Here is a 26,223-nt window from a genome sequence, read left to right as displayed (position 1 = left end):
CGCGCAAATGTTGCGACAACGAAAGGGCGGTACAACCATGCCCTCATGGCAGGACCAGACCGACGGCGGCGAGGCCACGACCACGACGCTCGCCAACCGCGAAGTCGGCGCGCAGATCGACGTCCAGGTCACTGCTGCCACGACGCTCGAATTCCAGGTCGCGGTGGCGCGACTGCCGGGCCTCGACGTTCGTGAGTCGCTCTCAATAACGTTCAACGGCAAGCAACTTCAGCCGCGCGAGATCATCGGGCCACACGACACCCGCATCCATTCGATCGAGGTCGGGGAGGGCTCGGTCAGCCTGTCCTATCAGGCGACGGTCTCCGGCGAAGCCGAACCCGCACCGGTCCGGGACATCGACGTGATCACCTACCTGCGGCCCAGCCGCTACGCCGAGGCCGACAAATTCTTCGGGTTCGCGGCCACCGAGTTCGGGCAGTACACCGACTCGGCGACGCTGCTGGAGAAAGTCGCCGCCTGGGTCGGGTCGAGACTGCAATATGTGCCGGGATCCAGCGATCCGATCGACGGCGCCGCCGACACGCTGCTGGCCGGCGCGGGAGTGTGTCGCGACTACGCGCACCTGGTCGTCGCGTTGCTGCGGGCGGTCAATGTGCCGGCCCGACTGGTGGCGGTCTATGCGCCGGGCTGCGATCCGATGGACTTCCACGCCGTGGCGGAGGCGCTGATCGAAGGGGAATGGCGGGTGGTCGATGCGACGTGTCTGGCGCCGCGCCAGTCGATGGTGCGCATCGCCACCGGCCGTGACGCCGCCGACACCGCGTTCCTGGACAACCACTCCGGCTCAATCATGTTGAACAACATCATGATAACGGCCTACGTCGACGGCGAGCTGCCGATCGACTCGATCGACCACCTGGTGAGCCTGAGCTAGCGCAGGTGTAGCCGTTCGCGGATCGAGTCGGCGAGAAAGCGTTTGCCGGACACCGGTCGGAAGTTGCGGGCGGCGTCCGTCAGCGCCGCGTGCGACTCCGCGCTCAACTCGATTTCGGCTGCGGCGACATTGAATTCGAGCTGCTCGACGCTGGACGCGCCGGGGATGGCGACCACGCCGGGCAGGTTGATCAGCCACGCCAGTGCCACCTGCGCGGGCTTGGCGTCGACGTCCTTGGCGACGTCGCGCAGCGTCTGCAGCAACGGCTCGATGCGGCGCAGGTTCTCGGTGCCGAACAACCTGTTGGCCGCGCGCACACCGCCGGGCCGGTTGTCCACGCCGTACTTCCCGCCCAGCAGTCCCTGTGCGAGCGGGCTGTAGGCGATCACGATGCGATCCTCCTGCTCGGCGAACGGCACCATGGCCTTCAGCGCTTGCGGATGGGCCAGCGAGAAATGCACCTGGTTGCTGATCACCGGCCGGCCGAGCGCGGCATCCGCCTGCTTCCACCGGGCCAGCGAGTAGTTCGAGACCCCGGCCGCTCCGATCGCGCCGCTGTCGAGCAGGTCGCGCATGCCCGGCATGATCACCGAGTCGGGCACCACCGGGTTGGGCTGGTGGATCTGGTAGAGCGGGATGCGCTCGAGTTGCAGGCGGCGGGCGCTGGCGCGCTCGCGTTGCTTCACGATCGCGGGAAACGGGGCGACCGGGAAGATCTTGCTGGCCACCGCGACCTGGTCGCGCTCGTCGCCAAGAGCGTCGCCGAGGATCCGCTCACTCTTGCCGAGTCCGTAGACCTCGGCGGTGTCGAAGAAGGTGACGCCCAAAGCCCTTGCACGGCGGACGATGTCACGCGCGGGCCCGGATGCGTAGCTGTCGCCGTAGCCCCACTCGCGAGAGCCGAATTGCCAGGTGCCCAGTCCGATCCGGCTGACTCTGCCGACGCCGCGGACGTCCAGATACTTCATCTAGCCCACGGTACTGAGGCCGCCGGGTTCAGGAGACGGCGTGGTGCTTCTGCAGGACGGCCATGACCTCGCTGCTGCGGACGACCTCCTCGTGCGCGCACAATTCGCGCAGCTCGTCGACCACGGTCTGCAGGTCGTCGAGGCGTTCCGACGCCTGCGACAACGTGGCAAGCCAGTTGTCGTAGTCGCGCTCGTCCTTGGTGATTTCGGAAACCGTCAAAGTGGTCATGTCGCTGCCCCAACTCATCCGTGCGCGCGAGGCGCACCTCTAGTGATTGAGATTTACTTAGCCCTGCCCGAACGTGTCTAAACTCACAATCTACGCGCGTCCAACTATCCGGACGGCCAAGCCCCGGCCTCGAATTCGGCACGAATGCACAACGGTCGGATGCCGGCCGATACGCTGTGGCTGCAGCGCGCACGTTACAAGAGAGGGCGAAAATGTCACGGACAGTGGTCGTCGGGGCGTCGAGTGGGCTCGGCCGGTGTATCGGCATCGGACTGGCGCAACGCGGCGGAAAGATCGCGCTCATGGCGCGGCGGCGGGCCCGGATCGATGCCGCGGCCGAGGAGGCCGGGCCGGGTGCGGTCGCCATCGAATGCGATGTCACCGACGAGCAGTCCTGCCGGTCGGCATTCGATCAGGCCGCCGAGTCGATGGGTGGCATCGACAACCTCATCTACACGCCCGCGATCAGCCCGCTGGTGCGGATGGTCGACACCGGCGCCGACACCTGGCGGCGCATCTTCGACACCAACGTGATCGGCGCATCGCTGGCCACCGCGGCGGCGATCCCGCACCTGACCGCCACCGCGGGCAAGGCCGTCTTCCTGTCCTCCGATGCCGGCAGCTTCGGGCCGCCGTGGCCGGGACTCGGCGCCTACGGCGTGAGCAAGGCCGCGCTGGAGCGCCTCGTCGACGCTTGGCGCGCCGAGCACCCCGACATCGGATTCACCTCGCTCATCGTCGGGGAGTGCGCGGGCGGCGAAGGCGACGCGGCCACCGGCATGAACGCCGGGTGGGACATGGACCTGGCGATGAAGGCCTATCCGCTGTGGATGTCGGGTGGTTGCATGCCCGGCAAGCTGATGCCGGTCGAGGACCTGATCGAGGTGGTGCAGACGATCCTGCAAACCAACTCCTCGACTTCGATGCCGGTCGTCGTCGCGCGGGGCGCCTCCGCCAGCCAGGTCGCATTCCCCGACACGAATTAGCCCAGGCCGCAATGTCAATCGGCACTGCGGCCATCGCTCGTCCTCTACAGTTGCGCTGAGAATCACGAGCGAAGGAGACGCGGATGGCGTGGTACATGGCCCTCCAGGGCCCACACCACACAGCCCACCAGTCGATGGTCTACGAACTCCAGGACGGAGTGGACGTGGACAAGATCGCGCAGGAGATGGTGAGCTCGGCGACCCTGGACCGCGTCGTGGCCGTGCCCGCGGTGCTGACCGCCAACAAGCGCCGGCACCAGAAGGTGACGGTCTACGTTCGGCCGTCCGCGTGGGGGCTGTGGTCGTTCTACGAGTTGTCCGAGGAAGACCGCCGCGAGATGGCGAAGAACAACCCGGTGGTCAACGCCTTGGCGCAGGCCGCGCAGCAGCGCGCCGCGGCGCAGGGCCGGCAGCCGACCGGCGGGCCGATGACAGTCCAGGTCAATCCGCTGACTGGCCAGGTGGGCCCAGCCGGCACCGGTTAGGTCGTTCTCAGGCGGTGTGCTGAGAACCGCCGGGGTCGTCGTCGCTGGCGGCGCCGCCGAGCGTGCTCAGCATTCCGACCGCCGCGCGTTGCCAGGTGAACATCTCCGCGCGTTGACGCGCGCCCGCACGTCGATGCTGTTCGGGTCGACTGACGACGGTGCTGACCGCGTCGGCGATGGCCTGCGGGTTGTTGTCGGCCAGCGCGCCGCTGTCGGGGGTGATGATCTCGCCGAGGGCCGACGTCCGCGACACCACCGCGGGCGTCCCGCAGGCCAGTGATTCCAGCGCGGCCAGCCCGAACGTCTCGTGCGGCCCGGGGGCCAGCGCGACATCCGCCGACGCCAGCAACTCGGCCACACTGCGCCGTTCGGAGACGAACCCGGTGAAGTCGACCGGCAACCGCGCCGCCTGGCGCTGCAACCGGGCGCGCAACGGGCCGTCGCCGACCACCACCAGTCGTGCGGCGACGCCGGCGTCGCACAGGGCGGCCACCGCGTCGATGCTGCGGTCGGCCCGCTTCTCCACCGACAACCGTCCGCAGTGCACCAGCAGGATCTCGCCCGGGGTGGCCCAGCGCTGACGGATCAGTGCCGACCGGCGCGACGGGTGAAAGGTCTCCAGGTCGACGCCGAGCGGAATGGTCACGGTGTTGGTCGCGCCGATGCGGTCGAACTCCTCGCGTGCGAAACCCGTCGTGCAGACCACGGTGTCGTAGTCCGCTGCGGTCCGCCGGTTGGCGAAGTCGGCGAACCGGCGCGCCGTACGGCGCGGAAGTATCTGCGCGGCAAGACGATCGAGGCGTTCGTGGGAGATCATCACCGTCGTCGCGCCGTGGTTGCGGCCCCAGCGTCCCAGCGACCGCAGCGTCAGCCGATCCGACACCTCCAGGGTGTCCGGCCGCAGATCCTCCAGCAGCGTTCGCACCGGCCCGGGCAACACGGCACGGTAGCCACCGGTGAACGGAATCAGCTTGGCGGGCACGATGATTCGTTCGACACCGGTCGACAGTCGCGTGTGTTCGGCGTGCCGGCCCGGAACGATGAGGACGACCTGATGACCGGCGGCACAGTACTCCGCACCCAACCGATCCACGGCCGTGCGCAGCCCACCGGAGCGTGGCCCGTAGAAGTTGGCGACCTGAACAACACGCATACGCCAAAGCACACGCGGTGCTCGTGTGCGGTCAACGATCTGACACTGACTTCTCGCTGAACAGGCCGTGAACACCGCAGATCTCGAGAGGCCGACGTGGGTCAGGCGGTGCCGGGTCGCAGGCGGAACACCCTGATCTCACGCGGCGCGCACTTGTGTCGGTACCGCTCGTAGCCGGCATAGAAGTCGGTGGCCGCGGCCCACGCCGACGCGCGGGCCTCCCCGGTCAGCAACTCGGCCCGGTAGGGCGCGGGCGCCGCCATGAATTCGACCGTGCACTCCGGGTGGGCCAGCAGGTTGGCCGTCCACGCCGGATGCGTGGCGCGGCCGTAGTTGGAGCCGATCGCCAGCAGCCCGTCGGCATCGGGCAGCAACGCGAGCGGATGGGTGCGGACCTGTCCCGACTTGGCTCCGGTGGTGGTGACAAGCCCGACCTTGTCGATGCCCGCCGAGCTCATGCGGCCGTGGGTCAGCGGGATGAGGACGGTGTCGATCTGCGGCGCGAGGTGAAGCAGGAATTGATAGCCGACCGGACTCATCAGCGCCCTCTCCAGCAGCGCCTCGTCGATGCGCAGGCGCCGACCGCGTAGCGGGCTCTCCCTCCGAAGGGGCACGCATCGACGGTACTCATTTCGGTTTCACCCGAGGAGCTTTCAGCACGATTCGGGCGTCGGGCGACTGGGTATGACGCTCTCAGTGCGGGGTAGGGTCGATCGGGCCGGGAACGAGGGGACGGACACGAGGAGATGCGCGATGTGGCGGCCACGCTGGCAGTGGCCGGAGTCGGGCTGCTCGTCGCGGGATGCGGCAGCAGCAACCAGAGCAACCAGTCCACGACGACGACGATCACGTCGTTGATCCCGCGGCCGGTCGTCGAGCGGGAACTCGAGTCGTTACTGCTCACGCCCGCGCAGGTGAACCCGCTGATGGGGGCCGCCGAGATGGCGGTGATCCGCAGTCACGACGCGATGGGCGACGACAGCGCCACCATGCGGCCGCCCGAGTGCCTGGCTCTCGACGGGTCGGCGCAGGCCCCGGTGTACGCCAACAGCGGCTTCACCGGCATGCGCGATCAGGAGCTCAACGACGGCGACAACTTCACCCACTACGCCGAGCAGGCGGTGGTGTTGTTCCCGACGGTCAAACAGGCGCACGTCTTCTTCGTCGGTTCCCTGCTGCGCTGGCCGGCCTGCCACCAGTACACCCACACGCAGACCCGGACGGTGTGGGACGTCAGTCCGATATCGGCCGACAACGACGTGCTGAGCGCGACTTCGACGCAGCAAGAGGCGAAGACCGGCGGCTGGGCGTGCGGGCGCGCGCTGGCGGTGCGCAACAACGTCGTCGTCGACGTCAACACCTGCAGCGCCAAGCCGGCGAACTCGGCGATCGACATCGCCAACCAGATCGCGGCGAAAGTTGCTTCGCGCTAACCCGTTTGGTCAGTCGGGTCCGGACGGGCCCAGTAGCCGCGCTTCTTCGAGGTCCATCGACTCCTGCAGTTCGAGCAGCACGATGTCGTCGATGCGACGCTGGTCGCGCAGTTCGGTGATGGCGCGGCGTTTGTGCTCGAGCACGCCGAGCCGCACCTGACGGATCATGTCGCTCTTGGCCTCGGCGTCGTCGCGGGTGGAGCCGTCGTCGCTGGCCCTGACCAGCGCGGCGTGCTTCTGGTACTCCGCGTGCATCCGGTCCTGAATGGCGTCGGGGATGCCGAGTTCGGCGGCGACCACCGGCAGCGCGTCCAGCGCGGCCTGCGCACCCGCGCAGCGGCCCAGTCGCAGTTCGTCGGCGTGGGCCACGTCCTCGGGGATCTTCGCCCAGCGCACGATGCTGGGTAGGGTGCTGCCCTGCACGATCACGGTGGTGAGGATGACGAACGAGACCACGAACACGATCAGGTTGCGGTCCGGGAAGGGCGCACCGCTATGGGTGGTCAGCGGGACCGCCAAGGCGGCGGCCAGCGAGACGGCGCCGCGGAATCCGGCCCACCCCGACACCATCCGCTGACGCCAGTCGATACGGCGCTCGCGCTGCGCCTCGCGCCGGTCGATGAAGCGGACCAGCCAGGTGGTGGCCTCGCCCCAGACCAGGCGAGTCGCCACGACGACGAACGTGACGGCGACCGCCATGGCTATCGCGTGCTGGATACCGCCGTCGATCCGGCTGACACCCCGAATCGCGCTGGGCAGCTGGACTCCGACGAACACCCACAGCGCGCCGTTGACCAGGAACGTCGCGATGTCCCAGAATGCGAACGACACCAACCGCGACCGCGCCCGGATCACCCGCGGCGACGCGTAGGCCAGCATCAGCGCCGACACCAGCACGGCGACCACCCCGCTGCAGTCGAACGCGTAGGCGAGCAGGAACGCCGCGAACGGCGTCAGCAGGCTCAGCGCCGCTTCCTCCTGGGGAGCGTCGAGCCGCGTCCGGACCAGCGTCACCGCACCGCCGATCACCAGGCCGGCGGCGACACCGCCGAGGTAGGAGATCACGAAGCGAACGGTCAGGTCGATCGGACCCACGGGCGCACCACCCATCGCGACCGACACCGCGACGCCGAACAGCACCAGCGCGGTGCCGTCGTTGATTACGCTCTCGGTCTTCAGGACGGTGAGGTTGCGACGCGGCAGCCGCTTCGCCAGACCGGCGACGGCGGCAGCATCGGTCGGGGAGAGCACGGCTCCGAGCACCGACGCGGCGTGCGACTCCATCCCGAACGCCCGGGCCGTCCACGTCACCGCGATCGCACTGGCAATCACCAGCCCGATGCTGAGCAGCACGATCACCCGCATGTTCGCGCGAATCTCGCGGATGCTGGTGTTCAGGCTTTCCCAGTACAAGATCGCCGGCAGGAAGATCAGCAGCACGATCTCGCCGTCGAGTCGCACGTGGCCGAATTGCGGGACCAGGCCGAGCAATGCGCCGAGGCCGATGAGCAACACCGGCGGGCCCACCCGGAAACGCCGGCCCACCACCGTGCCCACGATGACGACGGCGAACAACGCGACGATGACGACGAGGCCGAACATCAGGACATCATCCTGTACGGCACGGACGCATGAGCGCCCCGGATCGGAATCAGCGCGGCGGGGTCCACGCGATCGGCAGCGTCTTGATGCCGTGAATGAACGGCGACAGCAACCGCGCCGGCTCGTCGGTGGCGACCACGTCGGGAATCTGGCGGTGCAGTTCCTCGAACATCACCCGGATTTCGCGGCGGGCCAGGTTGGCACCCAGACAGAAGTGCGCGCCGCCGCCGCCGAAGCCGACGTGCGGGTTCGGGTCGCGGGTGACGTCGAACTTCCACGGCTCGGCGAACTTCGACTCGTCGCGGTTCGCCGAGCAGTACCACAGCGTGGCCTTGTCGCCGGATTTCATTGTGGTGCCGTGCATCTCGAAGTCGCGGGTCAGCGTGCGCCGCATGTAGACCACGGGCGAGGCCCACCGGACGACCTCCTCGACGGCCGTGTGCGACAGCGCGTCGAACTCGGACCACCACGTCCGCCGCTGCTCGGGGTAGCGGGTTAGCGCGACCAATCCGTGGCTGATCGCGTTGCGGGTGGTCTCGTTGCCCGCCACCGCCAGCAGGATGAAGAACGACGCCACCTCGGCCGAGGTCAGGCGCTCGCCGTCGACCTCCGCCTGCACCAGGCTGGTGGTCAGATCGTCGTGGTGGTTGACCCGACGGTCCTCGGCCAGCGCGGTGGCGTAGGCGCCGATGTCCATCGACACATGCAGGAAGTCGTCGAACTCGGTGGTCAGGTCCGGGTCGCCGAAGCCGAGGATGACGTTGGTCCAGTGAAAGATCTTCTGGTGGTCCTCGTCGGGAATGCCCATCATGTCGCAGATGACCTGCAGGGGCAGCGGTCCGGCCAGTTCGGCGACGGCCTCGCCGGTGCCGTCGGGGTGGTGGGCGATCAGGTCGGCGACCAGGCGGCGCGCCCGCTCACGCACCGAATTCTCAATGCGCGCAACCACTTTCGGGGTGAAGGCCCGGCTGACGATCGACCGCAGCCGTTGGTGGCGCGGGTCGTCGAGCACGATCATCGAGCCGAAGTACTCCGAGACCTCCGGGGTCTGGTCGTTGATGGTGATGTTCGGGCTGGAGCTGAAGATGTCGGGATGGCGGCTGGCGAAGAACACGTCGTCGAGTCCGGTCAGCGCCCAGTGCCCGCCGCCCTGCTGGAAACCCTCCTGCGCGGGCTCGTCCCAGAACGAGATCGGTGCCTCCCGACGCAGCGTGGCGAATGCGCCGTCACGCTTGTCGTCATCGAGGCCCCAGAAGTCCCAGTCACCGAGATTGATGTCGGCCAACGCGAGTTCGGGCGGTGCCGTGCCGTTTTCGCGCGTCGCGAGGCTCACGGCCGTCGCCTCGTCAGTTCGAACAGACGGTGCGGGCCGGCGCTCCGTTGGCGGTCGCCTGGTTGACGACCTTGCCGTCGATCTTGATCGTGCACGTGATCGAGCCGGGGCTCTGCGCGCTGATCACAGCCACCGGGTTGCCGACGAAGGAGAACTGACCCTTCCACGGCAGCGGCACATGCGTCTGCTGCACCTGACCCACCACCCCGGTGTCGGTCTGGTACGAGATGTAGTCCGCGACAGGGGAGCTGCCGGTCAACTCGTACGTCACCTGGGTCGGCGGGTCCGCGTGCGCCGCTCCGCCCAGGCCGACGGTGGCCACGAACGCAGTCAGGGTCGCAACGAAGATCGACTTGCTGGTCATGGTCATACATCGTGTCCCGCCGGGCAGCCGCGTGGGTTGGTTTTCGGGCCATTTCCCAAAACCAAGTTCCCAAGTGTCGAGTTACGAGATGCCGCGGTCGAACCGATGGCCAAGAATTGTCGTGTCATCGGGGAAGGGAGCTGTCGATGTCGGAATCACCCGGGCGGCGTGACGTATTGCGCGGCGTCGCAGCGGCGGGCGCCTTCCTCGCGGTCGATGCGGCCGCGTTGCTGACGGCGTTCAACCGGATCGGCCCGAAGCGGTTGACGCCGCAGGCTTTTCTGGACGCGTTCAACAACGCGTTCGGCCGGCATCACGGGTACCGCACCAACCACGCCAAGGGTGTGTCCGTGGGCGGTTGGTTCGAGAGCAACGGCAACGCCAGCGAGTTGTCGACGGCCGCGGTGTTCGCGCCCGGCCGGACGCCGGTGATCGGCCGGTTCTCGGCCGCCGGCGGCAATCCGCACACCGCCGACTCGGCCGCCGCAGGACGCGGGCTCGGCCTGGCGTTCGGCTTTCCCGGCGCCCGCCAATGGCGCACTGCGATGCTCAATCTGCCGGTCTTTCCGGACCCGTCGCCGCAGAGCATGTACGACCGGCTGGTGGCAACGGCCACCGTCCCGGGCACCGGCAAGCCGGACCCGAATGCGATGACGCGGTTCTATGCGGACCATCCGCCGGCGGCGCGCGCCATGTCGATCCTCAAGCAGCACAAGCCGACACCCGGATTCGCCGACAGCACCTTCAGCGGGCTGGTCACCTTCTACGTCGTCAACGCCTCCGGTGCGCGAACGCCGGTGCGCTGGTCGCTGACTCCGCTGCAGCAGGCGCTGCCCCCGGCGTCCGGTCCCGATGCCCTGTTCGACCCGCTGGCCCGGCAGTTGCGGGCCGGGCCGCTGCGCTGGCGGCTGATCCTCACGGTCGGCACGCCCGATGATCCGACCGACGACGCGACGATCCCGTGGCCGGTCGGTCGGCGCACCGTCGACGCCGGACTGCTGACGCTCGATTCGGTGCAGGCCGACGCCACCGGCAACGCGCGCGACATCAACTTCGATCCGCTGGTGCTGCCGCCGGGCATCGAACCGTCCGACGATCCGCTGCTGAGTGCGCGCTCCGCCGTGTACGCCGCGTCCTATCGCCGTCGCACCGGGGAGGACACGCTGTGACCGCGGTGCAGCGATTCAGTGCGCTGAGCCGGGTGTTGCATTGGCTCACAGCGGCTTTGGTGTTCGCCGCATTGTCGATCGGGTTCGTGATGGTCAACTCGCTGGGTTCGTACGCGGAATTGATCGCGGTGCACAAGACGGTCGGGGCGCTCGTTTTGCTGGTGATGGTCGTGCGCGTCGTCAACCGATGGACCCACCATCCGCCGGCCTGGCCGCCGACGATCGGTGCGCTGGAAGGCCGGCTCGTCGGCCTGTCCGAGAAGCTGCTCTACCTGTTGCTGGTGCTGCAGCCGCTGATCGGTTGGGCGATGCTGTCCGCAGCCGGCGGGCCGATCGTGCTGTTCGGCCACGTCCACCTGCCGCGGATCGCTCCGTTCGACGCGCAGGTGTATTGGGTTCTGCGCCAAGCACACTCGGTGATCGCCTACACGCTGATGGTGGTGATCGCCGCACACATCTCGGCGGTGCTGCTGCACACGCTGACGCTGCGTGACCGGCTGATCGAACGGATGACTTTCCGGTTTCGGAGTAAGGCCGACCGCAGCCACGCCTAGGGTGAACCGCATGGCTAAGCGCGTAGTGGTGTGGGGTACCGGCTTCGTCGGCAAGATGGTGATCGCCGAAATCGTCAAACATCCGGAGTTCGAACTCGTCGGCGTCGGCGTCAGCAACCCCCAGAAGGTCGGCCACGACGTCGGTGAAATCTGCGGCCTGTCCGGTCCGATCGGTTTGCAGGCCACCGACGACGTCGACGCGCTGATCGCGTGCAAGCCCGATGCACTGGTGCACTACGGCCCGACTGCGGCACACGCCGACGCCAACATCGCCTTGATGACGCGGTTCCTGCGGGCCGGCATCGACGTCTGCTCGACCGCGATGACGCCATGGGTGTGGCCGACGATGCATCTCAACCCGCCCAACTGGATTCAGCCGATCACCGAGGCGTGCGAACTGGGTGGGTCGTCGTGCTTCACCACCGGCATCGACCCGGGGTTCGCCAACGACCTGTTCCCGATGACGTTGATGGGCCTGTGTTCGGAGGTGCGCACGGTCCGTGCCTCGGAGTTGTTGGACTACACCAACTACGAGGGCGACTACGAGGTCGAGATGGGCATCGGGCGCGAGCCGGAATTCCGCCCGATGCTGGAGAACCGCGAGGTGCTGATCTTCGCGTGGGGCGCCACCGTGCCGATGATCGCCCACGCCGCGGGCATCATGCTCGACGAGATCACCACGACCTGGGACAAGTGGGTCACCCCCGAGGAGCGCAAGACGGCCAAGGGCGTGATCCCGGCGGGCAATGTCGCCGCGGTCCGGTTCACCATCAACGGCGTCTACAAGGGCGAGACCCGGATTCAGCTCGAGCACGTCAACCGCATCGGCCTGGACGCGGCGCCGGATTGGCCCGCGGGCACCAAGGACGACGTCTACCGCGTCGACATCGAAGGCACGCCGAGCATCTCGCAGGAGACGGCGTTCCGCTTCACCGACGGGTCGGGGCGCGACGCGGCCGCGGCCGGTTGCCTGTCCACCGGATTACGGGCGCTCAACGCCGTCCCGGCCGTCAACGACCTGCCGCCGGGGTGGGTCACCGCGCTGGATCTGCCGCTGATCGCCGGGGCCGGCACGATCCGCTAGCCGATGCGGCTACCAGGCCACATCTGCGGAGCCGATAAGTTGGTGCGTAATGCGCACGAAGAGACGACATGGCTGACGGCGAACGCGTCGCGTTAGGCCTCTCGGTGGGGGCCACCAACCTGGCGGCGGTGACCGCCGACCGGTCGGTGACCCGCAAGCCGGTGCTGACGCTGTTCCGGCAGCGCCCGCCCGAGGTGGGCGTGCCGTCGGAGAACCCGAAGCTGAACGAGCCGGGGCTGGTCATCACCGACTTCGTCGACCGGGTGGGGGACCCGGCCGGCATCGCAGCCGCCGACAACACGACGCACCGCAGCGAGACCCTGATCGCCGACGCCCTACGCGCGTTGGCCTACACGGCGACCGACGGGCGAACGCTGCCGGACGCGGTGGCCGTCACCCATCCGGCGCACTGGGACCCGGCCGCGGTGAACTCGGTGCGGGTCGCGTTGAGCCGGGTGTCGGAATGGTCGCGCGGCCGACTGGTCCTGCTGCCGGACTCCGCGGCGGCGTTGTACGCGTTGCACGCCAGCCCCGGGATACCCGACAGCGGGATCATCGCGGTGTGCGACTTCGGCGGGTCTGGCACCACGGTGAGCCTGGTCGACGCCGCGGACGGCTATCAGGCGGTCGCACCCGCGGTCCGGCACACCGAGTTCGCCGGCGACCGGATCGACCAGGCGCTGCTGACGCACGTGATCAACGATCTCTCGACGGGCGGATCGTTCGACACGTCGGCCACGTCGGCGATCGGTTCGCTCAAGCAACTGCGGACCGCGTGTCGCTTCGCCAAGGAACGTCTCTCCTCGGCGAACGCGACCGCGTTGACCGCCGACGTGCCTGGCTACAGCGGACAGATCGAGATCACCCGCGGCGACCTCGAGGACGCGATCCGGCAGCCGCTGGACAGCTTTGTCGGCTTCTTCCATGATGTGTTGCAGCGCAACGGAATTCGCCTGGAGGATCTCGCCGCGGTCGCCTCGGTGGGTGGGGGCGCCGCCATTCCGTTCGTGACGAGGACGCTGTCGGAGCAGTCGGGCGCGCTGGTTATTTCAGCACCGCGGCCGCATTTGACCGCCGCGGTCGGTGCGGCGTTGCGCGCCGCGCACGGGCCGGGTGACGGGTCGACCGCTCTGGCGCCGACCGCGCTCGGATCGGTGAGTGACGCGACGACCATCTCGGAGGTGCCGGTCGAGCCCGCGGGTGCGCCCGCGCTGGCCTGGTCGGAGGCGGACGACGACTCCGGGATCATGCCGATTCGGCCGGGCGAGTACGACGACGTCGCGCGCGACAGCGCGCCACCGTCGCCACGACCACGACCTCGGGCGGCCCTGGCCGAGGAACCCGAGGTGTTCGGACCCGTTCGCGACGCCTGGTACCGGCGGCCACTGGTGGTCGCGGTCGGCACGGCGCTGGCCGTGCTGGCCGTCGGCGCCGGGGTGATGATCACGCTGCGGCACACCTCGGGCAACGCTCCGTCGACGCCGTCGTCGAGCGTCAGCACGACGGCCGTGCCGTCGTCGGGGGAGAGCACCGCGAGCGAGGAGCCGAGCACCAACCCGCCGTCGTCGGCCGCACCCGAAACCACGCCGCCGTCGAGCAGCCAGACGCCAACGACGACTACGACTACCGAGTCGCCGACGTCAACCACCACGACCACGACGACGACAACGACGACCAGTGAACGGCCGCGCTGGCCGGACCGCCCGCGGTGGCCTCGCGGCCCGGGCGGCGACGGCCGATTCCCCGAGCCGGGGCAGGGCGGGCGCTAGCTGGCGTCCTTGGCCTGCTCCTCGCCGGCGTCTTCGTCGGGCTTGCCGGCACCGTCTTCCTGCTGCTTGTCCTTGCCGAATTTTGGATTGCCGTCGTCATCGAGCCATTCGTTGACCGCGACCCCGGTGATCGTGTTGTCGGTGCCAGGCAGGACGGCCGTCGGGCGTTCGTCGTCGTAGGCCTGCGTCATCTGCTCGACTTTTTCTTTGCCCTCGTCGCTCAGATCGTCGGCGCTGGGCGTGTGCTGCTCTTCATCGGTGGACTGTTGTGCTTTGTCGTCGTCCTCGTCGCTCATGACTCTCCGTCCTATGCTGCGCACCTTCTTGGCGCTGTGCGGGGGGCTACCCGATGCCGCGAGGTCCAAACGACTCCGCGGCGGACGGTCTCTGCGACACTGCGTGGGTGAGCAGCGGACCGGTCAGGAAGATCGTGCGAATTTCGGCGCTCCTGCTGATGGTCGGATCGGTCATCGGCTTCGTGGCGACACTGCTGCTCGGCGCTTTCGTCTACGACAAATACGATGCCTACGGCGAGGTGCGAATCCCCGGTAGCGGCAAGGTGCATCTGCCCGCCGGGCGCACCACGATCAGCTTCCACACCGTGATCCTCAGCCGTGCTTACGACAACGGGCTACCGATCCCGCACTTGAGCTTCGACATCGATCCGCCGCCGGGTGTGGCCAACCCGAAAGTCACCGAAAACATCGGCGGCTCAACGTCGGTCAACAACAACATCCACCGCCGCGTCTGGTTCGCCGACATCCCCGCCGACGGCGACTACATCATCACGACCAGCGGCGAGGTGAACGGATACATCAGTCCGCGACTGGCTTTTGGCCGCGACAGCGATTCCAACGATGCCTGGCTCGGCATTACCGCGGGCCTCTTCGTCATCGGTTTGGCCACGTTGATCACGTCCTCGATGTGGCGGTCGCGCGTCACCCGGGTCGAGTCTCCGGCCTGGCAGGTCGGCCCGCCGGTGCCCACGCCGGAGCTGGACGATCCCGCCGCGGGCGCCGACGGGTCAATCGTCATCCACTCCGGCGAGGGAGTGAAGATCGAGCAGTTGAAAACGCTTGCCGCGCTGCGTGACTCCGGCGCGCTGACCGAGAAGGAATTCCAGGCCGAGAAGCGCCGGGTGCTCAAAGGCGACTAGTGGCCGCGGGCCACCCATTCGTCGTAGTGCACGATCTCGTCGCCGATGTTGGTGGTGTCGCCGTGACCGGTGTAGACGACGGTATCGCCGGGCAGGCTGCCGAGGCGGCCCGAGATCGAGGCCAGGATCGTCGGAAAGTCGGAGAACGACCGTCCGGTCGCACCGGGTCCGCCGGAGAACAGCGTGTCGCCGCTGAACACCGCGCCCAGGTCCGGGGCGTACCAGCAGACCGAACCGGGGGAATGGCCCGGGGTGTGCAGGGCATGCAGTTCGAGTCCGCCGACGCTGACCGTCTCGTCGTCGGCGACGGTACGAAAATCTTTGTCCGGATGCGTCATTCGCCACAGCATGTCGTCGGCGGGATGCAGCAGCACCGGAGCGTCGAGGGTGTCGCCGAGTTCGGGGGCGACGGTCACGTGGTCGTTGTGGCCGTGCGTGCAGATCACCGCGACCACATTGCGGCCCTTGACCGCATCGAGGATCGGCCCCGCGGTATGCGCGGCGTCGAACACCACCACATCGGAGTCGTCGCCGACCAGCCAGATGTTGTTGTCGACTTCCCAACTGCCGCCGTCGAGTTCGAAGGTTCCGTGGGTGACGATTCGTTCGATGTTGGCCATTACAGGATCACCACCGAACGCAGCACCTTGCCGTCGTGCATCTTGTGGAAGGCCTCTTCGACGTCGTCGAGGGCGATGCGTTCGGAGACGAACTTCTCCAGGGGAAGACGGCCCTGCAGATAAAGATCGACGAGGGTGGGGAAGTCGCGTTCGGGTAGGCAATCGCCGTACCACGACGACTTCAGCGATCCGCCGTGGGAGAAGAAGTCGACGAGCGGCATCTCCAGTGTCATGTCGGGCGTCGGAACACCCACCAGCACAACGGTTCCGGCGAGGTCGCGGGCGTAGAACGCCTGCTTCCAGGTCTCCGGCCGCCCCACCGCATCGATGACCACGTTGGCGCCGAAACCGTCGGTGAGGTCCTGGACGGTCTTGATGACGTCGAGTTCACGGGCGTTGACGGTGTGGGTGGCCCCGAACTTGCGGGCCCACTCCAGCTTGGTGTCGTCGGTGTCGATCGCGATGATCCGTTTGGCGCCGACGAGGGCCGCGCCGGCGATCGCCGCGTCGCCGACGCCGCCGCAGCCGATGACCGCGACGGTGTCGTCACGGGTGACCGCGCCGGTGTTGATCGCCGCGCCGAGGCCGGCCATCACGCCGCAGCCGAGCAGGCCGGCGACCGCCGGGTCGGCGTCGGGATTGACCTTGGTGCATTGCCCGGCGGCCACCAGTGTCTTGTCGGCGAAGGCGCCGATGCCCAGCGCTGGGGTGAGCTCGGTGCCGTCGGTGAGCGTCATCTTCTGCTCGGCGTTGAAAGTGTCGAAGCACAGGTGCGGGCGACCGCGCTTGCAGGCCCGGCATTGGCCGCAGACGGCCCGCCAGTTCAGCACGACGAAATCGCCTGGCTCGACGGCGGTTACGCCGGGGCCTACGGATTCGACGGTGCCGGCGGCCTCGTGGCCGAGCAGGAAGGGGTACTCGTCGTTGATGCCGCCCTCGCGGTAGGTCAGGTCGGTGTGGCAGACCCCGCACGCGGTGATGTCGACGACGACCTCACCGGGCCCCGGGTCGGGGATCACGATGTCGACCACCTCGACGGGGTCGCCCTTCTTCCGCGAGATCACTCCACGCACTGTCTGGCTCATGGGCTTCAACCTAGCGCTAGGTAGGCTCTGCGCGATGCCCGCACTCGACCTACTCGGCGACTGGCCGGTGCCGAATGCGGCCGCCGCGGTGGTCGGGGCCGACGGAGTGTTGGCCACCCACGGCGACACCGCACGGGAGTTCGTCCTCGCGTCGGTGACGAAGCCTCTGGTGGCCCGCGCGGCACAGGTCGCCATCGAGGAAGGCGCGGTCGAGCTGGACACCGAGGCCGGCCCGCCCGGATCGACCGTCCGGCATCTTCTCGCGCACGCCTCGGGGTTGGCGATGCTCGACGGGAAGGTGCTGGCCCGGCCCGGCACCCGGCGGATGTATTCGAACTTCGGGTTCGCCGTGCTCGCTCAGACCGTGCAGGAAGCGGCGGGCATCGAGTTCGGCCGCTACCTCAGCGAGGCGGTGCTGGAACCGCTCGGGATGGCCGCCACTCGCCTCGACGGGGGCGCGCGGACCGCGGGCTACGGCGCGATCTCGACGGTCGCCGATATCGCCGCGTTCGCCGCCGACCTGCTCGCGCCGGCCACGGTGTCGCCGCAGATGCACGCCGACGCGACCGCGGTCCAATTTCCCGGCCTGAACGGTGTCCTGCCTGGCTACGGCGTGCAACGACCGAACGACTGGGGCCTGGGTTTCGAGATCCGCGACGCGAAGACCCCGCACTGGACGGGGGCGCGGAATTCGCCCGGCACCTTCGGCCATTTCGGTCAGTCTGGCACCCTGATCTGGGCAGATCCGGTTGCCGGGTTGGCGCTGGTGGTCCTCACCGACCGCGATTTCGGGGACTGGGCACTCCCGCTGTGGCCGGCCATTTCTGACAATGTGCTGAGCACCTACAACTCGCACTAGCGCAACATGGGCCTCACAAGGCACAATAGACACGCAAGGCACATAAATCGTTATTTTGCTCGTCGGAATCACCAGGTCGTTGGGGAAGACGTCCCTCGTGGAGCCGAAGGAGCAACAAGATGCGTGCGTCGAACCAGTTCGCTGATGTGACGACAGGCGTGGTCTACGTCCATGCCTCGCCCGCCGCGGTATGCCCGCATGTGGAGTGGGCATTGTCGTCGACGCTGGCATCGAAAGCCAATCTCAGGTGGACCCCGCAACCGGCCATGCCGGGACAGCTGCGTGCGGTCGTCAACTGGGTCGGGCCGGTGGGCACCGGCGCCCGGTTGGCCAGCGCCCTGCGCTCCTGGACGGTGTTGCGGTTCGAGGTGACCGAAGACCCCAGTACCGGCGTCGACGGGCACCGGTTCTGCCACACGCCCCAACTGGGCCTGTGGAACGGCCCGATGAGCGCCAACGGTGACGTGATGATCGGCGAGATGCGGCTGCGCTCGATGATGGCCGCCGGCGCCGACGCGCTGGCCGCCGAGCTGGATTCGGCGCTCGGCACCGCGTGGGACGAGGCGCTCGAGGCCTATCGTGACGGGGGCGAGGGCGCCGAGGTGTCGTGGCTCAACCGCGGGGTCGGGTAGTGGTGATCGCAAGCGCGGTAGTTACGCGCGCAGCGGGTCACCACAATCGCTAAGCCGTCGCAACACTCTCAGCGCGCCCGGCACCGCCGAGATCTGCGCGGGCAGCGCGCACGCGAAATCGCCGTCGGCGTAGGCGTTGATGCCCGGTGAGTCGACGTCGACGGTCCGGACCCGCGCGGTGGTCACCTCGTCCAGGTGGATATGGGTGCCCTTGTAGACGGTGGGGAACAGCCGGATCAGCCGCGTCCGCGACGCGGAATTGACCATGGTGATGTCGAGCAGTCCGTCGGTTGGATCCGCGTTGGGGCACACCAGCATTCCGCCGCCATAGCTGCGGGTGTTACCGAAGGCCGTGAGCGTGAGGTCGGCGACGATCTCGTCGCGGCCGTCGAGCACGAGCCGGAACGGCAACAGTCGCAACTGCGACAGCTCGGCGAGCATCGCGAGGTTGTAGCGCATTCGCCCGCGCGGCCAGCGCATCCGGTTGGCCCGGTCGGTGACCAGCGAGTCGAATCCCGCAGCGGCCACGGTGCCGAAATACTTGACGGCCCCGCCGCGGTCCTCGATCTTGCCCAGATCGATCGTCTCGGTCCAGCCGTCGGCGACGATGTCCGCGGCGGCCGCCGGATCCTTTGTCGGCAGGCCGAATTCGCGCGCGTGATCGTTGCCGGTGCCGGCTGGAACGATACCGAGCGGAATATCGCTGTGCGCCAAGGCCTGCAGCGCGTCGGTGATCACCCCGTCGCCGCCGACGACCACCAATGCATCGGTCCCCGTGTCGACCGCCTCGTCCAGCAGACGGCGGGCGTGGTCGGCGTCTTTGCCGACGATGGCAGTGACGTCGATGCCGCGCTGCTGTAGCCGGGTGATCGCCTTCTCGGCGGCGTGCGGCGCGTTGCCGTGCCCCGACGCCGGATTGGTCAGCACGGTCACCCGGCCAATCTGGCGCTCGGTCACGGGATCAGCTTGCCCGGGTTGAGGATTCCCGCGGGATCGAGTGTCGCCTTGACCGCGCGCAACACCTGCACACCCAGGTCGCCGACCTCGTCGGCCATCCACGGCCGGTGGTCGGCGCCGACCGCGTGGTGATGGGTGATAGTCGCGCCGGTCGCGACGATCGCGTTGCTCGCGGCGGTCTTGGCCGCGCGCCACTGCTCGATCGGGTTGCCGCGCTGACCCGCGACGACGGTGAAGTACAGCGAGGCGCCGGTGGCATACACATGCGAAATGTGGCACAGCACCAACGCCGGCGTGCCGGTTTCGGCGAGCGCGGTGGTCAGCGCCTCGGTGACGGCGGCCTTGAGCGCCGGGACGTTCGACCAGTCGGTGGCCGTCTCGAGGGTCTCGCACAGCGCGCCGTTGGCCAGCAGGGCGTCGCGCAGGTACGGCGCGCCGAAACGTCCACGCTCCCAAGCCTTGGCGGGTTCCTCGCCGAGCGACGTACCGCCGTGGGCGGCCATCAGTGCCCGGGTTTCGGCGTGCCGACTGTCGGCATGCTCGGGCGTGCCCTCGAAGACGGTGATCGCCAGACATCCGCCGGTGATCTGCGAGTCGCCGATTGACTCGGTGGTGGCCAGGTTGACCCCGGTCTCGGCCTCGTCGGACAGCCGGATCACCGTCGGCCCGGCGCCGGCCTGCGTCACGGCGCGCAACGCCGTTGCGCCAGTGGCGAAGTCGGGAAACGACCAGGCCTCGTAGCGGGTGGCCTGCGGCGTGGGGTGGACGCGCACCCGCACCCGGGTGATGACGCCGAATACGCCCTCCGACCCGATGACCAACTCCCGTAGATCCGGGCCGGCCGCCGACTGTGGGGCGCGGCCGAGGTCCAGCGTCCCGGCGGGCGTGATGACCCGCAGGCCGCGGATCATGTCGTCGAAGCGGCCATAGCCGGCCGAGTCCTGCCCGGACGAGCGGGTCGCGGCGTAGCCGCCCAGGCTGGCGAACTCGAAACTCTGCGGGAAGTGGCCCAGCGAAAAGTCGTGCACTCCAAGCAGTTTCTCGGCCATCGGTCCGGTGACGCCGGCGCCGAACACGGCCTCGCCGGACACGTCGTCGAAGTCCAGCAGTTGGTCGAAGCGCCGCAGATCCAGCGACACCGCCGCGGCGAATGCCCCGCGGATCGGGTCGAGGCCGCCGACCACACTGGTGCCGCCGCCGAACGGGACGACGGCGATGCCGTGCTGCGAGCAGTACTGCAGGATCGCGGCCACCTCCTCGTCGGTACCTGGCAGCAGCACCGCGTCGGGAGCGTCCTGCTCGCCGGGGTCTTTGCGCCGCAACAGGTCCAGCGTGGACTTGCCACCGGCCCGTAGCAGACGATCCCGGTCGTCGACCCGGCAATGGTCTTGCCCGACGATCGCGGCCAGGGCATCGCGATCGTCGGGCGTCAACGCCGATGGTCGAAGGCGCACCTGGTCGGCCTGTAGTTCGGCCTCCGTTGACCCGGTGACACCCAGGGCTTGGGCCAGCAATGCACGGATGCCCTCCGACAGCGGCTTGGCGTGCTCGGGATCGCCCCAGGCATTCCACTTCATCGGGGGTAGCAAGTCGGCAGACATGCGTTACAGTATTACACATGCTGTCAATCAGTAACGCATCGGTGGACGACCGCATCCTGGCGTCCGCCGCCAGTTGCGTCGTCGATTTCGGCGTCGAGAGGGTGACGCTGGCCGAGGTCGCCCGGCGGGCTGGGGTGAGCCGTCCGACGGTGTATCGCCGCTGGCCAGATACCCGATCGGTATTGGCCGCGTTGTTGACCAGCCACATCACCGAGACCGTGGCCGAGGTGCCGGTGCGGGGCCGCGGACGCCCCGCGATCGTCGAGCGGGTGGTGGCGGTGGCCGAGCGGTTGCGGGGCGACGCGCTGGTGATGGCGGTGCTGAGCTCGGAACTCGCACTGGTCTACATCTCGCAGCGGCTGGGCAGCAGCCAGCAGATGCTGATCGACGCGCTGGCCAAGGATCTGCGGTCGGCACAGTACGACGGCAGCGTGCGCGCCGGCGACGCGCGGCAGATGGCGGCGATGGTCCTGCTGATCACGCAGTCGACCATCCAGTCGGCCCAGATCGTCCGGCCGATCCTCGACGCCGACGCTCTCGCCGAAGAGCTGGCCTACTCGTTGAACGGATACCTGGCGTGATGTCGGCCGCGCTCAACGCCGCCCGCCGGACCGCCGACCTGACCGCACTGGCGGACGGCGCTCCCACCGACGTGGTCGTGATCGGGGGTGGGATCACCGGCGTCGGCATCGCGCTGGACGCGGCGTCGCGGGGGCTACGAGTCGTGTTGGTAGAGAAGCATGATCTGGCCTTCGGGACCAGCCGGTGGAGCTCCAAACTGGTGCACGGCGGACTGCGCTACCTGGCCACCGGCAACGTCGGAATCGCCCGGCGCAGCGCCGTCGAGCGCGGAATCCTGATGACCCGCAACGCCCCTCACCTGGTTCGGGCCATGCCTCAGCTGGTTCCACTGCTGCCATCGATGAGTCGGACGAACCGGGCGCTGGTCCGCGCCGGGTTTCTCGCCGGCGACGTGCTGCGCAAGACGGCGGGCACGCCCGCATCCGTTTTGCCCGGATCGCAACGGGTTTCGGCGGGTCGGGCGATCGACCTTGCGCCGGTGGTGCGGCGTGACGGACTCGACGGCGGCCTGCTTGCCTACGACGGACAGCTGATCGACGACGCCCGCCTGGTCACAGCCGTCGCGCGGACTGCGGCCCAGCGCGGCGCTCGAATTCTCACCTACACCAGCGCATCTCATGCCACCGGTACCTCGGTGCGGCTGACCGACGAGCGTACCGGCGAATCATTCGACATCGCCGCCCGGGCCGTCATCAACGCCACCGGGGTGTGGGCGGGCGAGATCGATGGCTCGCTGAAGTTGCGGCCGAGCCGCGGTACCCACCTGGTCTTCGACGCCGATACCTTCGGCAACCCCACTGCGGCGCTGACGATTCCGATCCCCGGTGAACTCAACCGTTTCGTTTTCGCGATGCCCGAACAACTCGGCCGCATCTACCTCGGGCTGACCGACGAAGAGTCGCCGGGGCCGATTCCCGATGTGCCGCAACCCACGCCGGGCGAGATCACCTTCCTGCTCGACGTGGTGAACACCGCGCTGGGCATCACGCTGGACACCGACGACATCGTCGGCTCGTACGCGGGGCTGCGGCCGCTGATCGACACGGGCGCCGGAAGCACGGCCGACGTCTCCCGCGACCACGCCGTCGTCGAATCATCGTCCGGCGTCGTCAGCGTCATCGGCGGCAAGCTCACCGAATACCGGCACATGGCGCAGGATGTGCTCGACCGCGCCGTTGCGTTGCGCGGCCTCGATGCGGGGCCGTGCCAGACCCGCGACCTGCCGTTGGTCGGCGCACCGACGAACCCGGGATCGGAGACGGCCCCGATGGCCGGCCTCCCCGAATCGCTGGTGCTGCGCTACGGCGCCGAGGCGGCCAACGTGCTGGCCGCCGCCACCTGCGAACGGCCCGCCGACCCGGCGGCCGACGGAATCGACGTCACCCGAGCCGAATTCGAATACGCCATCACCCACGAGGGCGCGCTGACCGTCGATGACATCGTCGACCGGCGTACCCGCATCGGCCTGGTCGCCGCCGATCGCGAGCGCGTCACCGGCGTCGCGGAGGAGATGCTGGCGAGGTAGCGGTCAGGACCGCATCCCTTGCCGCGGAAGCGGTGTGCGGCTGCCACATCGCCTGGACGGGGACCAACACGGGCTCCTCGAGATCGAGAACGCGCACCGCGCCGTCGGCCGCCGAACCCGGGGCCGAGGTGACGAATGCGACGCCGTCGTCGGTCAGCGGCGCGACTTCGGGCGGGCAGCCCTGTACCCGGCTGATCCGATATCGCGGCTCGAAACCCGCACGCCGACAGACATTTACCAGAAAGTCGCTGTAGTAGGAGGCGCCGGGCGGTGCCCACAGCACGATGGTCTCGTCCGCGAGGTCGGCGACCGACAGCGTGGTGCGATCGGCGAGGCGATGATCACCGCGGATGGCGATCCGCAGCGTGTCGTAGCGTGCGATCCCGGTTGCGAGCGACTCCTGCGGGACCACCCCGCGCCGCAGTCCGAGATCGACGGAGCCGTCGCGCACCGCGGCCACTAGTTGATCCGGAAAGAGTTGCAGCACTGTAAAAGACGTGTCCGGCAGGGCGGCGATCGCCGGTGCCAGCATCGTGTAGACGTCGACGTTGCTGATCGCCGGGGAGTGGCCCACGACGAATTCGTCGGGGTGCTCACCGGCTGCGGCACGGGTGTGCGCCGCGATGGTCCGCGCGGCGGCGAGCAACGTGCGACCCTCTTCGAGCAGGATCTGTCCGGCCGGGGTCGGTGTGATGCGGCGGCCGGCCCGCAGCAACAGCGTTGCGCCGACCTGCTTCTCGAGCTGCTGCACCGAACTGCTCAGCGCCTGCTGGGACAGGTGCAACTGCGCGGCCGCGCGGGTGAAGCCGGACGCGTCGACGACCGCGATGAAATGTCGCAGGCGGCGCAGGTCGGAGAGCCCGTCATCGACCGGGGAGTCACGCATCCGCTGACTCTATCCACAAACAATGCTTGTCAAAACCTCGGCAATCACTGTTTCTTATTTGTGCCTAGATCGCTTACGTTCGTGGCGACACTCAGAGAGGACTGCAATGACCAACCTCAGCGGAAAGTCGGCGATCGTGGCCGCCGGAGCGAAGAACCTGGGCGGGCTGATCAGCACGAGCCTGGCCGACAAGGGCGTCAACGTCGCGGTGCACTACAACAGCACATCGACCGAGGCCGACGCCGACAAGACCGTCGCCGCCGTAGAAACCGCGGGCGTCAAGGCGATCAAGGTCCAGGGCGACCTGACCACGCCGGCGAACGTCGCCGCGTTGTTCGACGCCGCGGTCGACGCCTTCGGTGGGGTCGACATCGCGATCAACACCGTCGGCAAGGTGCTGCGCAAACCGATCGTCGACACCACCGAGGCCGAGTACGACTCGATGTTCGACATCAACTCCAAGGCCGCGTACTTCTTCCTGCAGCAGGCGGGCAAGCGACTCAACGACGGGGGATCGGTGGTCACCATCGTCACCGCGCTGCTGGCCGCCTACACCGACGGCTACTCCACCTACGCCGGTGCGAAAAGCCCAGTCGAACACTTCACCCGTGCTGCGTCGAAAGAGTTTGGCGTGCGCGGCATTTCGGTGAACAACGTGGCACCCGGCCCAATGGACACGCCGTTCTTCTACGGCGAGGAGACCCCGGAGCGGGTCTCATTCCACAAGTCGCAGGCGATGGACAACCGGCTCACGCTCATCGAGGACATCGCGCCGTTGGTCGTGTTCCTGGCCGGCGACGGCCACTGGGTGACCGGGCAGACCATCTTCGCCAACGGCGGCTACACCACGCGGTGAGGCCTACAGCGGAATGTTCTTGTGCCGCCCGCGCCGGGCCGGTGCCTCGGCGAGCGCCTCGGTGACCTTGCCACGGGTGTGGGCGGGGTCGATCTTTTCGTCGACGACACCGATTTCGATGGCGTTGTCGACACCACCGGCGATCCGCTCGTGCTCGGCGGCGAGCTCCTCGTGCAGCGCGTCGCGCTCGTGGTCGGCGGCGGCGGCCAGCTTCTTCTTGTGCAGGATGCCGACGGCCGCCTTCGCGCCCATCACGGCGACCTCGGCGTCCGGCCAGGCGAACACCTTGGTGGCGCCCAACGACCGCGAGTTCATCGCAATGTAGGCCCCGCCGTAGATCTTTCGCGTTACCAGCGTGACGCGCGGAACGGTGGCCTCACCGAAGGCGTGCAGCAGCTTGGCGCCGCGTCGCACGACGCCGCCCCATTCCTGGTCGACGCCCGGCAGGTAGCCGGGCACGTCGACGATCACGATCAGCGGGATGCCGAAGGCGTCGCACAGACGCACGAAACGTGCTGCCTTCTCGGCGCTTTCGGAGTTCAGGCAGCCGCCGAGGCGCAGCGGGTTGTTGGCGAGCACACCGACCGAGCGGCCCGACAAGCGGCCGAGGCCGACCACCATCGACGGCGCCCACTTGGCCTGGAACTCGTCGAACGGAACATCGTGGTCGAGCAGCGCGGTCACCAGCGGGTGCACGTCGTAGGCGCGGCGCGGCGACTCCGGCAGCAGCGCATGCAGGTCGGTCTCGTCGGCCTCGGCCTTGCTGCGGTCGAAATGTCCCTGCTGGCAGAACAATCCGATCAAGCGGCGGCCGCGCTCGTATGCGTCGTCCTCGCCGTCGGCGACGATGTGGCACACGCCGGATTTCTTGTGGTGGGTGTCGGGGCCACCGAGGGAGGCCATGTCGACGTCTTCGCCGGTGACGCTGCGAACCACGTCGGGTCCGGTGACGAACACGCGGCCCTCGGGCGCCATGATGACGACGTCGGTCAGCGCCGGCCCGTAAGCCGCACCGCCGGCGGCGAATCCGACGACCACCGAGATCTGCGGGACGTAACCCGACGCCCGGATCATCGCCTCGAACACCAGCCCGACGGCGTGCAGCGCCTTGACGCCCTCGGCCAGTCGTGCACCGCCGGAGTGCCAGATGCCCACGATCGGGCTCTGCTCCTCGATCGCGGTGTCGTAGGCGTTGACGATGTGGGTGCAGCCCTCGAGCCCCATCGCGCCACCCATCACGGTGCCGTCGGTGGCAAATGCGATGGTGCGCACGCCGTTGACGGTTCCGCCCGCGGCCAGCACGCCGGAACGGTCGCGCTCGTGCAGCAGCTCGATGCTGCCGTTGTCGAAGAACCTGCTCAGCCGCAACAACGGGTCGCGCGGGTCGAGCGATTCGTCGATTGCCTCGGGGGCCAGTGTCGTCATCGCGGGTCTCCTCGT

Annotated in this window: 28 protein-coding genes; 14 read left to right on the top strand and 14 right to left on the bottom strand. The window is 68.3% G+C overall.

All coding sequences use genetic code 11. From position 1 onward, the window contains the following. Positions 1–37: 37 nt before the first annotated feature. On the top strand, positions 38–895 hold the full coding sequence (locus tag PT015_RS07620; RefSeq protein WP_285190027.1) for a transglutaminase-like domain-containing protein: 858 nt from the start codon (positions 38–40) through the stop codon (positions 893–895). Here PT015_RS07620 and PT015_RS07615 read toward each other — a convergent pair. Together PT015_RS07615 and PT015_RS07610 are read right to left on the bottom strand one after the other, a co-directional pair. Further along, a complete protein-coding gene (locus tag PT015_RS07615) occupies positions 892–1,863 on the bottom strand; it encodes an aldo/keto reductase (protein ID WP_285190026.1) in 972 nt (323 codons plus the stop codon). The genes PT015_RS07620 and PT015_RS07615 overlap by 4 nt on opposite strands. Positions 1,864–1,891: 28 nt before the next feature. Next, positions 1,892–2,092, bottom strand: coding sequence for a hypothetical protein (locus PT015_RS07610; protein ID WP_285190025.1), 201 nt, complete (start codon positions 2,090–2,092; stop codon positions 1,892–1,894). Between the two features lie 224 nt (positions 2,093–2,316). Between PT015_RS07610 and PT015_RS07605 the strand changes: the two genes are divergently transcribed. Together PT015_RS07605 and PT015_RS07600 are read left to right on the top strand one after the other, a co-directional pair. Next, on the top strand, positions 2,317–3,078 hold the full coding sequence (locus PT015_RS07605; RefSeq protein ID WP_285190988.1) for an SDR family oxidoreductase: 762 nt from the start codon (positions 2,317–2,319) through the stop codon (positions 3,076–3,078). An 83-nt stretch (positions 3,079–3,161) separates the two neighbouring features. After that, positions 3,162–3,563: a hypothetical protein gene (locus PT015_RS07600; RefSeq protein ID WP_285190024.1), complete on the top strand. Its 402-nt coding sequence runs from the start codon at positions 3,162–3,164 to the stop codon at positions 3,561–3,563. Positions 3,564–3,570: 7 nt separating this feature from the next. Here the strand turns inward: PT015_RS07600 and PT015_RS07595 are convergent, their stop codons facing one another. Both PT015_RS07595 and PT015_RS07590 read right to left on the bottom strand, forming a co-directional pair. Further along, positions 3,571–4,716: a glycosyltransferase gene (locus PT015_RS07595; RefSeq protein ID WP_285190023.1), complete on the bottom strand. Its 1,146-nt coding sequence runs from the start codon at positions 4,714–4,716 to the stop codon at positions 3,571–3,573. 101 nt (positions 4,717–4,817) lie between these two features. After that, positions 4,818–5,330, bottom strand: coding sequence for a nitroreductase family deazaflavin-dependent oxidoreductase (locus PT015_RS07590; RefSeq protein WP_285190022.1), 513 nt, complete (start codon positions 5,328–5,330; stop codon positions 4,818–4,820). A gap of 132 nt (positions 5,331–5,462) precedes the next feature. Here PT015_RS07590 and PT015_RS07585 point away from each other — a divergent pair, with 132 nt between their 5' ends. Next, positions 5,463–6,149, top strand: coding sequence for a sensor domain-containing protein (locus tag PT015_RS07585; RefSeq protein WP_285190021.1), 687 nt, complete (start codon positions 5,463–5,465; stop codon positions 6,147–6,149). Positions 6,150–6,158: 9 nt separating this feature from the next. Here the strand turns inward: PT015_RS07585 and PT015_RS07580 are convergent, their stop codons facing one another. Genes PT015_RS07580 through PT015_RS07570 form a run of 3 tightly spaced genes read right to left on the bottom strand, consistent with a single transcriptional unit; the run spans position 6,159 to position 9,448 of the window. Beyond that, positions 6,159–7,751, bottom strand: a complete 1,593-nt coding sequence (locus PT015_RS07580) for a Na+/H+ antiporter (RefSeq protein WP_285190020.1) — start codon at positions 7,749–7,751, stop codon at positions 6,159–6,161. 49 nt (positions 7,752–7,800) lie between these two features. Next, on the bottom strand, positions 7,801–9,084 hold the full coding sequence (locus PT015_RS07575; RefSeq protein WP_285190019.1) for a cytochrome P450: 1,284 nt from the start codon (positions 9,082–9,084) through the stop codon (positions 7,801–7,803). Positions 9,085–9,097: 13 nt separating this feature from the next. Next, positions 9,098–9,448 carry an MmpS family transport accessory protein gene (locus PT015_RS07570; RefSeq protein ID WP_285190018.1) on the bottom strand — a complete coding sequence of 117 codons (351 nt, stop codon included), beginning with the start codon at positions 9,446–9,448 and terminating at the stop codon, positions 9,098–9,100. 146 nt (positions 9,449–9,594) lie between these two features. Here PT015_RS07570 and PT015_RS07565 point away from each other — a divergent pair, with 146 nt between their 5' ends. The 4 genes from PT015_RS07565 to PT015_RS07550 all read left to right on the top strand — a co-directional run bounded on the left by PT015_RS07565 (position 9,595) and on the right by PT015_RS07550 (position 14,024). Next, on the top strand, positions 9,595–10,617 hold the full coding sequence (locus tag PT015_RS07565) for a catalase family peroxidase (RefSeq protein WP_285190017.1): 1,023 nt from the start codon (positions 9,595–9,597) through the stop codon (positions 10,615–10,617). Continuing rightward, positions 10,614–11,171, top strand: coding sequence for a cytochrome b (locus PT015_RS07560; protein ID WP_285190016.1), 558 nt, complete (start codon positions 10,614–10,616; stop codon positions 11,169–11,171). The genes PT015_RS07565 and PT015_RS07560 overlap by 4 nt, the downstream gene beginning before the upstream one ends. 10 nt (positions 11,172–11,181) lie before the next feature. Continuing rightward, positions 11,182–12,255, top strand: coding sequence for an NAD(P)H-dependent amine dehydrogenase family protein (locus PT015_RS07555; RefSeq protein ID WP_285190015.1), 1,074 nt, complete (start codon positions 11,182–11,184; stop codon positions 12,253–12,255). A 68-nt stretch (positions 12,256–12,323) separates the two neighbouring features. Next, positions 12,324–14,024 (top strand): Hsp70 family protein, encoded by a 1,701-nt coding sequence (locus PT015_RS07550; RefSeq protein WP_285190014.1) that lies wholly within the window; start codon positions 12,324–12,326, stop codon positions 14,022–14,024. Here the strand turns inward: PT015_RS07550 and PT015_RS07545 are convergent. Next, positions 14,021–14,320, bottom strand: a complete 300-nt coding sequence (locus PT015_RS07545) for a hypothetical protein (RefSeq protein ID WP_285190013.1) — start codon at positions 14,318–14,320, stop codon at positions 14,021–14,023. The genes PT015_RS07550 and PT015_RS07545 overlap by 4 nt on opposite strands. A 107-nt stretch (positions 14,321–14,427) precedes the next feature. On the opposite strand from PT015_RS07545, the gene PT015_RS07540 reads away from it, so the two are divergent. After that, on the top strand, positions 14,428–15,180 hold the full coding sequence (locus PT015_RS07540) for an SHOCT domain-containing protein (RefSeq protein WP_285190012.1): 753 nt from the start codon (positions 14,428–14,430) through the stop codon (positions 15,178–15,180). On the opposite strand, the gene PT015_RS07535 is transcribed toward PT015_RS07540, so the two are convergent. Further along, positions 15,177–15,800 carry an MBL fold metallo-hydrolase gene (locus PT015_RS07535; protein WP_285190011.1) on the bottom strand — a complete coding sequence of 208 codons (624 nt, stop codon included), beginning with the start codon at positions 15,798–15,800 and terminating at the stop codon, positions 15,177–15,179. The genes PT015_RS07540 and PT015_RS07535 overlap by 4 nt on opposite strands. After that, positions 15,800–16,885, bottom strand: coding sequence for an S-(hydroxymethyl)mycothiol dehydrogenase (locus tag PT015_RS07530; RefSeq protein ID WP_285190010.1), 1,086 nt, complete (start codon positions 16,883–16,885; stop codon positions 15,800–15,802). The genes PT015_RS07535 and PT015_RS07530 overlap by 1 nt, the downstream gene beginning before the upstream one ends. Positions 16,886–16,919: 34 nt before the next feature. Between PT015_RS07530 and PT015_RS07525 the strand changes: the two genes are divergently transcribed. Together PT015_RS07525 and PT015_RS07520 are read left to right on the top strand one after the other, a co-directional pair. After that, positions 16,920–17,744 carry a serine hydrolase domain-containing protein gene (locus PT015_RS07525; RefSeq protein WP_285190009.1) on the top strand — a complete coding sequence of 275 codons (825 nt, stop codon included), beginning with the start codon at positions 16,920–16,922 and terminating at the stop codon, positions 17,742–17,744. A 119-nt stretch (positions 17,745–17,863) separates the two neighbouring features. Then, a complete protein-coding gene (locus PT015_RS07520) occupies positions 17,864–18,376 on the top strand; it encodes a DUF3145 domain-containing protein (protein WP_285190008.1) in 513 nt (170 codons plus the stop codon). Between the two features lie 21 nt (positions 18,377–18,397). On the opposite strand, the gene PT015_RS07515 is transcribed toward PT015_RS07520, so the two are convergent. Together PT015_RS07515 and PT015_RS07510 are read right to left on the bottom strand one after the other, a co-directional pair. Next, complete coding sequence (locus tag PT015_RS07515) at positions 18,398–19,333, bottom strand: diacylglycerol kinase (RefSeq protein ID WP_285190006.1); 936 nt, start codon at positions 19,331–19,333, stop codon at positions 18,398–18,400. Beyond that, the gene (locus PT015_RS07510) at positions 19,330–20,910 is read right to left on the bottom strand and encodes an FAD-binding oxidoreductase (protein WP_285190987.1); all 1,581 of its coding nucleotides are present in this window, start codon (positions 20,908–20,910) and stop codon (positions 19,330–19,332) included. Before PT015_RS07510 ends, PT015_RS07515 begins: the two co-directional genes overlap by 4 nt. Before the next feature lie 41 nt (positions 20,911–20,951). Between PT015_RS07510 and PT015_RS07505 the strand changes: the two genes are divergently transcribed. Both PT015_RS07505 and PT015_RS07500 read left to right on the top strand, forming a co-directional pair. After that, positions 20,952–21,515: a TetR/AcrR family transcriptional regulator gene (locus tag PT015_RS07505; protein WP_285190004.1), complete on the top strand. Its 564-nt coding sequence runs from the start codon at positions 20,952–20,954 to the stop codon at positions 21,513–21,515. Next, complete coding sequence (locus tag PT015_RS07500; protein ID WP_285190986.1) at positions 21,515–23,041, top strand: glycerol-3-phosphate dehydrogenase/oxidase; 1,527 nt, start codon at positions 21,515–21,517, stop codon at positions 23,039–23,041. Before PT015_RS07505 ends, PT015_RS07500 begins: the two co-directional genes overlap by 1 nt. On the opposite strand, the gene PT015_RS07495 is transcribed toward PT015_RS07500, so the two are convergent. Further along, the gene (locus PT015_RS07495) at positions 23,007–23,927 is read right to left on the bottom strand and encodes a LysR family transcriptional regulator (protein ID WP_285190002.1); all 921 of its coding nucleotides are present in this window, start codon (positions 23,925–23,927) and stop codon (positions 23,007–23,009) included. The two genes, PT015_RS07500 and PT015_RS07495, sit on opposite strands and share 35 nt — an antisense overlap. Positions 23,928–24,033: 106 nt before the next feature. Here PT015_RS07495 and PT015_RS07490 point away from each other — a divergent pair, with 106 nt between their 5' ends. Beyond that, positions 24,034–24,783 carry an SDR family oxidoreductase gene (locus tag PT015_RS07490; RefSeq protein WP_285190001.1) on the top strand — a complete coding sequence of 250 codons (750 nt, stop codon included), beginning with the start codon at positions 24,034–24,036 and terminating at the stop codon, positions 24,781–24,783. A gap of 3 nt (positions 24,784–24,786) precedes the next feature. On the opposite strand, the gene PT015_RS07485 is transcribed toward PT015_RS07490, so the two are convergent. After that, positions 24,787–26,208 carry an acyl-CoA carboxylase subunit beta gene (locus PT015_RS07485; RefSeq protein WP_285189999.1) on the bottom strand — a complete coding sequence of 474 codons (1,422 nt, stop codon included), beginning with the start codon at positions 26,206–26,208 and terminating at the stop codon, positions 24,787–24,789. Positions 26,209–26,223: the final 15 nt, after the last annotated feature.

The organism is Candidatus Mycobacterium wuenschmannii (genome assembly GCF_030252325.1).
Lineage (GTDB): Bacteria > Actinomycetota > Actinomycetes > Mycobacteriales > Mycobacteriaceae > Mycobacterium > Mycobacterium wuenschmannii.
This window is presented reverse-complemented; position numbering and strand designations above follow the sequence as displayed.